The organism is Ferrovibrio sp. (assembly GCF_002796975.1).
Taxonomy (GTDB): Bacteria; Pseudomonadota; Alphaproteobacteria; order Ferrovibrionales; family Ferrovibrionaceae; genus Ferrovibrio.
Genome location: NZ_PEKV01000012.1, coordinates 73884 through 86412, shown reverse-complemented (window position 1 = coordinate 86412; position 12529 = coordinate 73884). Strand labels below are relative to the sequence as shown.

General features: G+C 63.9%; 12 protein-coding genes and 1 riboswitch. Of the genes, 2 read left to right on the top strand and 10 right to left on the bottom strand.

The features are described from left to right. Nucleotides 1–260: 260 nt before the first annotated feature. Nucleotides 261–1067: a creatininase family protein gene (locus tag CTR53_RS13750; RefSeq protein WP_290814362.1), complete on the top strand. Its 807-nt coding sequence runs from the start codon at nt 261–263 to the stop codon at nt 1065–1067. A gap of 11 nt (nt 1068–1078) precedes the next feature. Here CTR53_RS13750 and CTR53_RS13745 read toward each other — a convergent pair whose 3' ends face one another. From CTR53_RS13745 to ybaK, 3 genes are all read right to left on the bottom strand, one after another. Next, the gene (locus CTR53_RS13745) at nt 1079–1426 is read right to left on the bottom strand and encodes a hypothetical protein (RefSeq protein WP_290814359.1); all 348 of its coding nucleotides are present in this window, start codon (nt 1424–1426) and stop codon (nt 1079–1081) included. 110 nt (nt 1427–1536) lie between these two features. Next, nucleotides 1537–2778, bottom strand: coding sequence for an imidazolonepropionase (gene hutI, locus CTR53_RS13740; RefSeq protein ID WP_290814356.1), 1242 nt, complete (start codon nt 2776–2778; stop codon nt 1537–1539). A gap of 9 nt (nt 2779–2787) precedes the next feature. Continuing rightward, nucleotides 2788–3267 carry a Cys-tRNA(Pro) deacylase gene (ybaK, locus tag CTR53_RS13735; protein WP_290814353.1) on the bottom strand — a complete coding sequence of 160 codons (480 nt, stop codon included), beginning with the start codon at nt 3265–3267 and terminating at the stop codon, nt 2788–2790. 99 nt (nt 3268–3366) lie between these two features. Between ybaK and CTR53_RS13730 the strand changes: the two genes are divergently transcribed. Then, nucleotides 3367–4749: a formimidoylglutamate deiminase gene (locus CTR53_RS13730; protein ID WP_290814350.1), complete on the top strand. Its 1383-nt coding sequence runs from the start codon at nt 3367–3369 to the stop codon at nt 4747–4749. Here CTR53_RS13730 and argE read toward each other — a convergent pair. From argE to CTR53_RS13695, 7 genes are all read right to left on the bottom strand, one after another. Then, nucleotides 4726–5922, bottom strand: a complete 1197-nt coding sequence (gene argE, locus CTR53_RS13725) for an acetylornithine deacetylase (protein WP_290814347.1) — start codon at nt 5920–5922, stop codon at nt 4726–4728. The two genes, CTR53_RS13730 and argE, sit on opposite strands and share 24 nt — an antisense overlap. 75 nt (nt 5923–5997) lie before the next feature. After that, nucleotides 5998–6612 carry a GTP cyclohydrolase I FolE gene (gene folE / locus CTR53_RS13720; protein ID WP_290814344.1) on the bottom strand — a complete coding sequence of 205 codons (615 nt, stop codon included), beginning with the start codon at nt 6610–6612 and terminating at the stop codon, nt 5998–6000. Nucleotides 6613–6692: 80 nt separating this feature from the next. Then, nucleotides 6693–7085, bottom strand: a complete 393-nt coding sequence (gene apaG, locus CTR53_RS13715; protein WP_290815199.1) for a Co2+/Mg2+ efflux protein ApaG — start codon at nt 7083–7085, stop codon at nt 6693–6695. Nucleotides 7086–7249: 164 nt separating this feature from the next. Further along, entirely contained in the window at nt 7250–8281 is a 1032-nt protein-coding gene (locus tag CTR53_RS13710; protein ID WP_290814341.1) for an OmpW family outer membrane protein, read from the bottom strand. Between the two features lie 155 nt (nt 8282–8436). Next, on the bottom strand, nt 8437–9651 hold the full coding sequence (gene metZ, locus CTR53_RS13705; protein WP_290814339.1) for an O-succinylhomoserine sulfhydrylase: 1215 nt from the start codon (nt 9649–9651) through the stop codon (nt 8437–8439). 88 nt (nt 9652–9739) lie between these two features. Continuing rightward, a riboswitch (SAM riboswitch) is annotated at nt 9740–9821 on the bottom strand. 137 nt (nt 9822–9958) lie between these two features. Then, nucleotides 9959–10981: a glycosyl hydrolase family 28-related protein gene (locus CTR53_RS13700; RefSeq protein ID WP_290814336.1), complete on the bottom strand. Its 1023-nt coding sequence runs from the start codon at nt 10979–10981 to the stop codon at nt 9959–9961. 133 nt (nt 10982–11114) lie between these two features. Continuing rightward, nucleotides 11115–12515 (bottom strand): hypothetical protein, encoded by a 1401-nt coding sequence (locus CTR53_RS13695; protein WP_290814333.1) that lies wholly within the window; start codon nt 12513–12515, stop codon nt 11115–11117. Nucleotides 12516–12529 lie beyond the last annotated feature (14 nt).

Here is a 12529-nt window from a genome sequence, read left to right as displayed (position 1 = left end):
GGCTTGCCGCCGGAGCGATCAGGCGAGCGAGCGGCGGCCTTGCCAGCAGAGGGGCGGCCGGAGGGTTTTCCGGGGGCCTTGCCGGAAGCTCTACCGGGAGCTTTGCCGGACGGCCTGGAAGGGGGGCGACGGGACATGGGGCTGTCATAGGCTGCCCGCCGCGCCTCTACAAGGCCCCTCAATCACAAGACTTGGCCAGCCTGCCGCAGCCCGTGTTAGGCTGGCTGCAACCAACCAACGGGACTTTGCGTTATCCGCTCGTGACTGCCTCCTCGCATCCTCGCTCCGGCTTCCGCCTGGCCGACCTGACCTGGGTGGACGCCGCCAACCTGCTCGGCGACGGCCTGCCCGTGGTGATCCCGGTCGCCTCGGCCAGCCGCGCCCATGGCCCGCATCTGCCGCTGGGTACCGACCGGCTGGTCGCCGAGGTGGTGGCCGAACGCCTGCTGGCCAGCCTCCCCGTGCTGGTCGCGCCCTGTATCGCACAGGGCTTCCAGCCGGCCTTCATGGATTATCCGGGCAGCCAGCATCTCGAAGCCAATACCTTCCAGGCGCTGGTGGCTGAAGTGGTGGAGGGCTATCTGCGCCACGGTGCCGAGCGCATCCTGCTGCTGAACAACGGCATCGCCACCGAAGCGCCGCTGAAACTGGTGGCGCAGGACATCCTGCATCATCACGGGGTGCGCATCGCCACGGCCGACCTGCCCCGTCTTGGCAGTCTGGGGCTGGGCAGCCGCTCGGCCAGTGTCGATGATCTGGATGAGCGCGACACCTCGCTGCTGCTGGCGATCCAGCCGGCACTGGTGCGGCTCGACCGGCTGCAGGAAATGGCTGCGGATGCGGATGATGAAGAAGGCATGCCGCCCGATGGCACAGACGAGCCGCGCCTGCTCTCCTTACGTCGCCCGCTGCGTTTCACGCCGGAAGAGCGCGAAGGTGGCGTGCTGAACCGCAGCGGCACGACCGGCAACGCGACAGCCGCCACCGCCGAGAAAGGCGAAGCGCTGCTTGCCGCCATGGTCGACGAGATCGTCGCCGACCTGCGGCTGCTCTGGCCAGATCTGTAAGATTTAAAGCGCTAAATGACGCGCAGATTGCGCGGGTTATTGGTACGCAGCTTGAGATCGTTGACCGCGACTTCCATCACGTTGATGGCACGCTTCACTTCATCCAGCTGGTTCTTCAGGTCGCTGATGTCGCTCTTGATGTCGCCCAGTTCGACATAGGTGAGCTGCGCGCTGCGCTCGTTGTCGGCGAAAAACTTGTTATAGGCGGTGAACTGCTTCTCGATGGCGCCCATGCGGACTTCGAGGCCCATGCGCATCTGGCTGATGCGCTGCTCGAAATTGCCCAGATGCAACAGCAGCCATGCGCCCAGCCACAGCAGGGCGATGCCACCACCCATCACATAGAGCCAATCGTTCATGTGTCACCTTTCGCCATGGCGCACCCGGCGCGTTGCCGCGCTATAAACAGGATATAGGCCTGTTCCGTTCCAGCGCAACGTGACTTTTGTTGTTAATGCCTGGCCGCGACTCAGGGCCGACCGGGTAGCGGCCGGCCCCGGAACACCGCCTGGCGCAGCGGATTTAAGCCCACCTGGTAGGCCAGCGAAGCCGGCCGGGCGATGCCCCAGAGGGTGAAATCGGCGGTTTTCCCAACTTCCAATGTTCCTGTCTCGCCCGCCAGACCCAGCGCCCGGGCAGCCTCGCGGGTTGCTCCGGCCAGCGCCTCGGCCGGGGTCAGCCGGAACAAAGTACAGGCCATCGAGAGCATCAGCAGCAGCGAGGTGACCGGCGAGGTGCCGGGGTTGCAGTCGGTCGAGATCGCCATCGGGACATGGTATCGGCGCAGCAGGTCGACCGGCGGCAGCTTCGTCTCGCGCAGCACATAGAAGGCGCCGGGCAGCAGCACTGCCACCGTGCCGGCCTTCGCCATTGCCTGCGCACCCGCCTCATCCAGATATTCCAGGTGATCGGCCGACAGCGCGTTGAAACTGGCAGCCAGTGCCGCACCATTCAGGTTGCTGAGTTGCTCGGCATGCAGTTTCACCGGCAGGCCGTGTTTGTGCGCCGCCTCGAACACGCGCCGCGTCTGTTCCGGCGTGAAGCCGATGTTTTCGCAGAAGGCATCCACCGCGTCGGCCAGACCGGCGGCTTTCGCAGCCGGAATGATCTCGTTGCAGACCAGATCGATATAGCCATCGGCATTGCCGGCATATTCCGGCGGCAGGGCATGCGCTGCCAGCAACGTCGTACAGATGCGGACCGGGTATTTTTCGCCCAACCGGCGCGCGACGCGCAGCGCCTTCAACTCATTGTCGAGATCGAGGCCGTAGCCCGACTTGATCTCCAGCGTGGCGACGCCTTCGGCCAGCAGGGGTTTCAGTCGTTTCTCGCTCTGCGTCAGCAGCTCGTCTTCGCTGGCACTGCGCGTGGCCGTCACCGTCGAGCGGATGCCGCCGCCGGCGCGGGCAATCTCTTCGTAAGACGCACCGCTCAGCCGCAGCTCGAATTCATGGGCGCGGTCGCCGCCATAGACCAGATGCGTGTGGCAGTCGATCAGGCTGGGCGTGATCCAGCCACCGCCGGCATCATGCACGGCGGTGTCACGCCCGATGCCGTCTTTCGGCAGATCCGCAGCCGGCCCGATCCAACTGATGCGGCCGTCCTTCACCGCCAGCGCGCCGCCGTAAATCGTGCCGAAACCGTCTGCGCTGCCCGCCTGCATGGTGGCAAGATCGGCGCCGCGCCAGACGCTGTCCCAGGTGTTGGTCATATCCGCAGGCTACTCGTCGCTGACCAAAGGCGCCACCTTCGCATTCAGCAGGCTGGCGATATCGGAGGGTTTGAGCCGTACCTGAAGGCCGCGCTGGCCGCCATTCAGGTAGACGAGATCATGCGTCAGTGCGGCTGCCTCGACAGCGGTGGGCGCGGCTTTCTTCTGGCCGAACGGACTGATACCGCCGACGACATAGCCGGTCGCGCGCTCGGCATCGGCGGGCTTCATCATCTGTGCCGATTTGCCGCCGAACACAGCCGCCAGCTTTTTCATCGAGACTTCGCGGTCGGACGGCACCACCACGCAGACCGGCTTGCCGTCGACCAGCGCCATCAGAGTCTTCAGCACCCGGTCGGGACGCTCGCCCAGCGCTTCGGCGGCCTGGATACCGACTTTGTCGGCATCCGGGTCGTAGTCGTAGCTGTGCACGGTGAACTGGGCGCCTTTCTGCTTCAGGAACAGGGTTGCGCGGGTGGTCTTCGACACACTGGCCTCTTTTTTGGGACCTCGTTGATGGTGCCTCTTGCACCTTTCGGAAAGCGGCAGTTTCTGCCAACTTATATATACAAGTTGGGAGACCCCGTCATGCGCCGCTTCCTGTTGCGCCACGCCCTGCTACCGGACGGCTGGCACGACGACGTGCTGGTCAGCGTGGATGCGGCCGGCCTGATCACCAAGGCGACGCCGCAGAACAGCGATGCGACCGCCACCCTGCTGGATGGTCCCGTCCTGCCCGGCATGCCCAACCTGCACAGCCATGCCTTCCAGCGCGCCATGGCCGGTCTGGCCGAACGCAGCGGGCCGGCGGCGGGGGACAGTTTCTGGACCTGGCGCGAAACCATGTACCGCTTCGCATCCAGGCTGACGCCGGAAGATGTCGAGGCGATTGCCGGGCAGCTCTATGCCGAGATGCTGGAGGCCGGCTTCACGGCGGTGGCCGAATTCCATTACCTGCATCACCAGCCCGGCGGCACGCCTTATGCCGATCCGGCCGAACTCAGCCGGCGTATCCTCGCGGCGGCCGATACCGCTGGAATAGGCCTGACCCATCTGCCGGTGCTGTATCGTTACGGCGGTTTCGGCGCGAAGGAGCCGCAGGAACGCCAACGCCGCTTCCTGCATGATGCCGAGGCTTACGCCCGCCTGTTACAGGCGCTGACGCCGCAACTGCAGAACCGCAGCGATCGCCGGCTCGGCATGGCGCCGCACAGTCTGCGCGCCGTCACGCCCGAACTGCTGCGTGACGGCATCGCGGCGCTGGATGCCATCGACAGCGCAGCACCGATCCATATCCATATCGCCGAACAGACGGCGGAAGTGGACGATTGCATGGCCTGGAGCGGCAAACGCCCCGTGCAGTGGCTGCTCGACCAGGGCATCGTCAACAAGCGTTGGTGCCTGGTGCATGCCACGCATCTGGATGCCGAGGAGACGCAACGACTGGCCGCATCGAATGCTGTCGCCGGCCTCTGCCCCACCACCGAAGCAAACCTGGGCGACGGCATTTTCCCGGCCGTCGATTACATGGCAGCGAGTGGTCGCATCGGCATTGGCTCGGACAGCCATATCAGCGTCTCGGTGGCCGAAGACCTGCGCCTGCTGGAATACGGCCAGCGCCTCATCCGCCGCAGTCGTACCGTACTGGCCGGCGGGCCGGAGCGTTCGACCGGACGGCGGTTGTTCGAGGCCGCGCTGAAGGGCGGTGCGCAGGCACTGGGCCAGCCGATGGGCGCCATCGCACCGGGCCATCGCGCCGATTTCGTGTTGCTCGATTCAGATGCGCCGTCGCTGGCCGGCCGCCGGGGCGACATGGCGCTGGATGCCTGGATCTTCTCGCACCAGACGCGTTCGGCCATCCGCGACGTCTATGTCGCCGGGCATCACGTTGTGGAGAATGGCCGCCATATCCGCAGCGAAGACCTCGCTGCGAAACACCGTCAGGCGTTACGCCGCCTGCTCCAGGAATGAGCGGCTGCCGGGGTCGCGGCAAAAGGCGATCAGACGACGCAGGAAAGCTTCGCCCTCGGCCACCTGGCTGATCTCGATATATTCGTCCGGCTTGTGCGCCTCGCGGATATTTCCCGGACCGCAGACCACGGCCGGCACGCCGCCGATCTGGAAAATGCCGGCTTCGGTGCCGTAAGACACCGCATGGGTCTGGTTCTGGCCCGCCAGCTTCAGCGCTAGCGTTTCGGCCGGATTGCGGTCTGCTGGCATCAATCCCGGCGCGAAAGCGACCATCTCGGTATCGATGCCGGTCTCAGGGCGGATTTTCTTCATCCGCGGCTCCAGCTCTTCCGCCGCATAGCGCTTCACGCGATCAAGGATGACGGTGTCATGCTCGGGTTTCACGCTGCGGATATCCCACACCACCTTGCATTCCCGCGCGAGGATGTTGCGCGCCGTGCCGCCATGGATCTCGCCCACCGTGATCGTGGTGAAGGGCGGCTCGAAACGTTCGTCGCGATGCTGCGGCTGCTGGTATTCGACCTGGATGCGGTTCATCTCGGCGATCAGTTCGGCCGCCATCTGGATCGCATTGACACCCTGATGGATGGCCGAGGAATGCGCCTCGAAGCCGCGCACCGTAGTGTTGCAGGCGCAGACGCTCTTATGCGCGTTCACCACCTGCATGTCGGTCGGCTCACCGATGATGGCGAGTTTCGGCATCGGACCGCCGCGATTGATGAATTCGACAATGCCATGCACGCCGATGCAGCCGACTTCCTCGTCATACGAAAACGCGAAATGCAGCGGCACGCTGAGCGGCTTTTCCAGCATTTCCGGCAGCAATGCCAGGCAGAGCGCGATAAAGCTCTTCATGTCCGACGTGCCGCGGCCGAACAGCCGCTCGCCACGTTGCACGATCTTGAAAGGATCGCTGGTCCAGGGCTGGCCATCGACCGGCACGACGTCGGTATGGCCCGATAGCACGATGCCACCGACGTCCTTCGGGCCTATCGTTGCGTAGAGATTCGCCTTCTTGCCGGTGGCGTCGAAGATTTTCTCCGACTCCACGCCATGCTGCTTGAGATAGGCAGCGATGTCGTCGATCAGGTTGAGGTTGGAGAGCCTGCTGGTGGTGTCGAAACCGACCAGCCGGGCGATCCAGTCGAGCGAGGCCTGGCTAGGAGATGTCATGTTTCCGGTTTAGGGCTGCTGGCTGCGGCCGTCAACGAAGAGTTGGCAACAGCGAATGATTCACCAATGATTGGTTCAGTCGTCCAGCCCGCGGGCGCCACCGCTGCTGGCGATCATGGTGAGGAATTCGTGGCGGGTGCGCGGATCATCGCGGAAGGCACCCAGCATGCGGCTGGTCACCATGGTGACGCCATGCTTGTGCACGCCGCGCGTGGTCATGCACTGGTGTCCGGCCTCCATCACCACGGCGACGCCGCGCGGCTGCAGCACCTCCTGCAGCGTGTTGGCGACCTGGGCCGTCAGCTTTTCCTGGATCTGCAGTCGCTTGGCATAGACCTCGACCACGCGGGCCAGCTTGGAGATGCCGACCACGCGCTTGCCAGGCAGATAAGCGACATGCGCCTTGCCGATGATCGGCACCATGTGATGCTCGCAATGGCTTTCCATGCGGATGTCGCGCAGCACCACCATCTCGTCATAACCCTCGATCTCCTCGAAGGTACGTTCCAGCATGGCGACGGGATCTTCCTCGTAGCCGGCGAAGAACTCGTTGTAGGAGCGCACCACGCGATCGGGCGTGCCGCGCAGGCCTTCGCGGGTTGGATCGTCGCCGGCCCAGCGGATCAGCGTGCGCACCGCCTCTTCGGCTTCGGCGCGACTCGGCCGCTGGATCTTGTTTGCATCACTCACGGCAACTTCCTCCGGGAAATCCTTCTGGTGGGCCGGCCTGATATAGCGCAGCCCCGATTTCGAAACAGTATTAGGGGCGGTCAGTTCAGGCGGCGGGCTTCGTGCGGACTGTCGAGCGAGAAGGCCGGGATTGCCACATCGAACTGTTCGCCGGCCTCGTTCACCATCTGATAGGCGCCGACCATGAAGCCCGACGAGGTGGGCAGCGGCGTACCGCTGGTATATTCGAAACTGTCGCCCGGCCCCAGCACCGGCTGTTCACCGACCACGCCAGGCCCGCGTACTTCCTGCACCCGGCCGCGCGCATCGGTGATCTTCCAGTAGCGGCTGCGCAGCTGCACGGTACCGGCGCCGCTATTCTCGATCTTCACGTTGTAGGCCCAGACGAAATAATTCTCGTCCGGCGAGGACTGCTCGTCGAGATAGACCGGCTGCACGGTGACCGAAATATCGTGGGTCTTCTTGCTGTACATGCTCATGCTGGTCATGGCTTTCACCCCGGCCATTGCCCTGCCGACGATATTAGGAGTCAGGGCCGGAATGTCCAGCCAAGCGGCCGGCACAGTCAGGGCGAGGCTCAAAAAGCAACGGCCGCCCCGTGAGGGGCGGCCGTGCCGCAATCAGGTTTACGCGTCGCTTACTTGCGCAGGAAGATCTGCGCGTTGCGGTTCTCGTCGTTGCGGACGCCGTCGGCAGTCGGCACGCGCGGCTTCTCTTCGCCGTTGGCGGTCGTCTGGATGGCGCCGGCACCGATGCCCTTGCTGCGCAGGTAGGCGGCGACCGAGTCGGCGCGGCGCTGCGACAGGCGCTGGTTGTAGGCATTGCCGCCCGAGCGGTCGGCGTTACCTTCGATCCGCACGTTGGTCGAACCGGTGGCGCGGAAGTCGGCCACAGCGCGATCAAGCACCTGCGACGCAACCGGGCTGATGTCCGACTTGTCGAAGGCGAAGAACACGATGTAGGTCTCAGGCGCACGCGGAGCCGGGGCAGGTGCCGCAGCCGGGGCAGGCGCCGGAGCCGGAGCGGCAACCGGAGTGGCGACCGGCATCGGCTTGGCCGGAGCGCCGAAGCGATAGGTGATGCCGAGCATCACGGTGTGGATCTGATTGTCCGGCTCGATGGTGGCAGCGCCGCTGGTGTCCAGCTTGGCATCGCCCGTGTACATGTAGCGATAGTCAGCCGAGAGCAGCCAGTTGTCGTTCAGCGCGTACCACAGGCCGGCGATACCCTGCACGCCCCAGGTATTGCTCTGGTCGTTGCTGGTCACGCCGCCGAAGGCGAGGCCATCCGAAGCATAGCGCACCACACCGGCACCGGCGCCCAGGTAGGGGCTCCAATTGCTGTTGGGCATGAAATCATAGAGCGCGTTGGCGAAGATGTTGTAGGCGCGCAGGTCACCGCTGCCGGCGCCATCGGCACCCCATTCGCGGACGCCGAATTCGCCTTCAGCGCGCCAGCCGTTGCCGAAGGCGTAACCGCCCTTCAGCAAACCGGCGTAGCCGGTGTCGAAATCGAACTTGCCCGACGGGGTGCCCTTCACATCGGCTTCATCGAGCCAGGTCGCACCGAGGCCGGCGCCGACATAGGGCCCCTGCTGCTGGGCCGATGCCGAGGCCGACACCAGGGCCGCAGCAGCGGCAGCAGTCAGCAGAGCGACACGAATATTCATGGGAATCTCCTCAGGACAAGAAATCTTCAGCCGCGCCCCGCGGCATCGCACGCCTCAACCGGGGGCAATATACCCATGACCGAACGTCCACCGCACGCCTTGATCCCGGGTTACCAAGCGATAATGCCTGGCTGTGGCATATTGGCAACACCGGATCAGCCCGCTTTTTCAAGCGCATGACTGATGTCCTCGATCAGATCCTGAGGGTCTTCCAGGCCGACCGAGAGGCGGACCAGATCGTCCGTGATACCCAGCCGGGCACGTTCCTCGGCACTCAACCTCTGGTGCGTGGTCGTGGCCGGATGGGTGATCAGGCTCTTGGAATCGCCCAGATTATTCGAGATATCCACCAATTTCAGGGCGTTGAGCAGCCGGAAGGTGCCGGCCTTCACGCCCTTGGGCCGGAAGGCAATCATGTTGCCGCCGCCCGCCATCTGCCGGCGGACCAGGGCGGCCTGGGGGTGATCCGGGCGGCCGGGATAGAGCAGCGCCGGCACATTGGTCGGCGCCGCCAGGCCGGGATGGCCGGCCAGGGCATCGGCGATCCGGGCGGCCGACTCGGTCATCCGGGTGACCCGCAATTCCAGGGTTTCGAGTCCCTTGAGCATGACCCAGGCATTGAACGGGCTCAGCGCCGGGCCAGTATGGCGCAGATAGGGGGTCAGTTCGTTGTTAATGAAATCCTTCGAGCCGAGGATCACGCCGCCCAGGCAGCGGCCCTGGCCGTCGATATGTTTGGTGGCGGAATACACCACGATATCGGCGCCGAGCTGCAGCGGCTTCTGCAGCACCGGCGTGGCGAAAACGTTGTCGACCACCACCCGGGCGCCATGCTTGTGGGCGATGGCAGCCACCGCCGGCAGATCGATGACATCCAGCGTCGGGTTCGACGGCGTCTCCAGGAAAACGATGCGGGTCTTCGGCGTGACCGCACGTTCCCAGGCCGACAGATCGGTGCCATCGACCAGCTGCGACTTCACGCCGAAGCGCGGCAGCAGGTCTTCCACGATGTAGCGGATCGAACCGAATACCGCCTGCGCGCAGACCACTTCGTCGCCGGCCTTGAGCTGGCACATCAGCGCCGCGTTCACCGCCGCCATGCCGCTGGCCGTGGCGCGTGCATCTTCGGCGCCTTCCAGCAGCGTCATGCGCTGCTCGAACATCTCGACGGTGGGATTGCTGAAACGGCTGTAGATGAAGCCCGGCAATTCGTTCTTGAAACGCGCCTCGGCGGCTTCCGCGCTGTCGTAGCAGAAACCCGAGGTCATGAAGATTGCCTCGGAGGTTTCGCCGAAATTGCTGCGCAGAGTGGCACCGCGTACCATCTGCGTCGCCAGCCGCCAGGATTTCTCGCTCTCGTTCTTGCTCATGTGCCCTGCCTCTTCGATCCGCATGTGCGGGCCCGATTCCCCGTGGCAGCAGGGCAACAAAAAAACCCCGTGCCACGAGGCCCGGGGTTTGAACAACCACCCGACCTCTTTAGCGGATTGTTTAACGTGGTCCGCAAGCCGGTCGGCTCCAAATCACCACGACACCCCGGATCGGGGTTGGCAGCGGTGATACGGCGTGCAGGCAGCATCGTCAAGCGGCAAAACGCAATGGCGCCTGAAGCCGCTGGCGGCCCAAGACTGCAGGCCGTCAGCGATATTCGCACTATCTTCCTGTTTTCGTTTCGGTTTAAGGCCGGCTGGCGATTTCCGTGGTACGAGCCTCAAAGCCGTCGCGGTAATCGCGTTCACCGTTGCAGCTGATGATGCTGGCGCGCCCGCCCGGCGTGCCGCTGAGATTGCTCAGGTGCATATTGCCGGCGGTCTCGACGCCGGAGCGGAAGCAGCCGGTCATCGAGAAGATGCTGGTGACATAGCCGTTCACCAGATGCGTCTGGTAATGCCGCGAAGTGGCACTGCAGGCGAGCATGTTGCCGAAATTCTGGAAGGCAACGCCGGCATTGCCTGCCGAAAAGCTGCCCGCCGACATCCAGTTATTCTCGAAACCGCAGTTCGACATCAGCGTGAAGCCGTTCGGGCAGTTGGCGCCCCAGGTGCCGTTTTCGAGGAAGTAGCAGCCGTGGAAACCGGCATCGGTGGCATCGTTGACCAGCAGGCAGCCGGTTTCACGATTCTGGCCGAGGACGCAGCCATAGAGATGGATGGCCGAAAGTACACCGCCGGCCGGCGAGTTGCCCATCACCAGTCCGTTCTGGTTCTGGCGGAAAAAGCAGTTGTCGACCTGCGACTCGAAAACATTGCCGAGCAGCTGGCAGCCGTCGCCGCCACAGCCCTCGATGAACACATCGCGCAGGCAGATATTGTAAAGAAACACCGCCTGGTTGTCGGCCCGCAGCACAAGGCCATGGCCTTCCTCGCCATTCCCCCTGATCTGCAGTCCCTCGATCAGAAAGAAGCGCACGACCGCATTGCTGACCACCTGCAGCACCGGCGAGCCATCGGTGATTGCCGAACTCAGGATGGCGCCATGTGAGAGAATGCCGACATGCGCTGCCGAATCCTGGGAGAAGGCAATGTTCAGGGTGGAGGTCACTTTATACGTGCCCGGCGGAATATCGACGAAGGTACCGCCGTTGGTCGAAACCCGGTCGAGCGCGGCCTGCAGGGCGGCGGTATCATCGGCCACACCGTCGCCGATGGCGCCGAAATCCGCGACCGACAACATTCGTTTTGCAGGTGAAAGCAGAGCCATGGGAAGCCTCCTTGTTGCTTGATCGCGGTTGCAACAGGAAGCGACTGCGAAAAGTTGCCCTGTGGAAAAAGGATCACAGGGCCAGCGCCGAAACCAGCATGCGCAACAACGCCGGCGCGTATAGAGCGGTCAGCTATTCGTTGAACTCCTCCTTCTGCGGAATACGGTTGAACGCGATCTTGGCGCCCATGAAATCGGATTTGTGCTTCGGCAGAGCGCCAATCTGAACCGTGTCCTTCTTCTTGTATTTCTGGTTCAGCGCGTCCATCGCGCTCCACAGCTTCTCGCGCCTGGCCGCAGCTGCCGCATCGTCATTGTCCAGACCGGAGGCACCCCCGAAAAGGTCCAGTGTCACATCATCCTTCGGCGTCAGTTGCGTGAGCCACATGCCGACCTTCATGAACCGGCCGCGCCAGTTACGTTTGCCCGCCCCGGTTTCCCGCAGCATCTGCGTCCACAGCCGGTCGATACCGTCGAGGATGACAAAATTATCCTGCGTCTGGGTCAGGCGGAATTCGGCCGACCAGCGCTGATCGTCATCAAAGCGCACCTTGAGGCCGAGATTGCCCGCGACGAAACCCATGCGCCGCAGCCGTGCGCCGCCCTTCACGCCGAGCCGACGCGCGATCAGCCGGGCGGATTCCTCGTCACGGTGCTGGGGCGGCAAGACATGTTCGTGGCTGATGCTGCGCGTGGCATTGGTCTGCTCATAATCGCCGATGCCGCGCATGCGCTGGATGAAGGCCGGACCTTCCTTGCTGCCCCAGATGCGGCGGGCATCCTCGGCCTCGATGGCCCAGAGTTCGGCGATGCTGCCGATCCCGGCGTCGTTCAGGCGCTTTTCCATGTTGGGGCCGATACCGGGCAGGTCGCGCAGTTTCAGCGGCAGGAGGCGGGCCGGCAATTCATGCTGCTCGATCACCGTCAGCCCGTCAGGCTTCTGCATGTCAGACGCCAGCTTGGCGAGAAACTGGTTGGGCGCGATGCCGATCGAGCAGCGCATGCACTCGCCCAGGTCTTTGTTGGCGTGCAGGCCGGCGCGGATACGCCCGGCCAGTTCGATCGCATTGGTCTTCAGCCGCTGCGGCCCCATCAGCTCGCAGGAGACTTCGTCGATCGACCAGGTCTTGAAGACCGGAATATGATTGTCGATCTCCTGCTTGATCAGTTCGTGGACTTCCACGTAGCGGTCATGCCGCGCATTGACGATGCCGATGCCGGGACATTTCTGCTTCGCCTCCCAGACCGGCGTGCCGGTCTTGATGCCGAACTGTTTCGCCTCGATCGAGGCTGCGATCGCAGAGGTCGTGTCGCTCATCACCGGCACGACGATAACCGGCCGGTTGCGCAAATCCGGATTGTCCTGCTGCTCGACGCTGGCGAAGAAGCTGTTGAGATCGAGATAGAGAAAGCGCAGTGAAGACGCCGCCCAGGCCTCACGGGCGGCGGTATCGGCGGCAGAGCGCGGCGGCAGGGTCATGCTGTCAGTGTAGCGCGGCGAAGGATCAGCCCAAATGGGAACGTTATCCGTCACGTCACGCTGCTGAC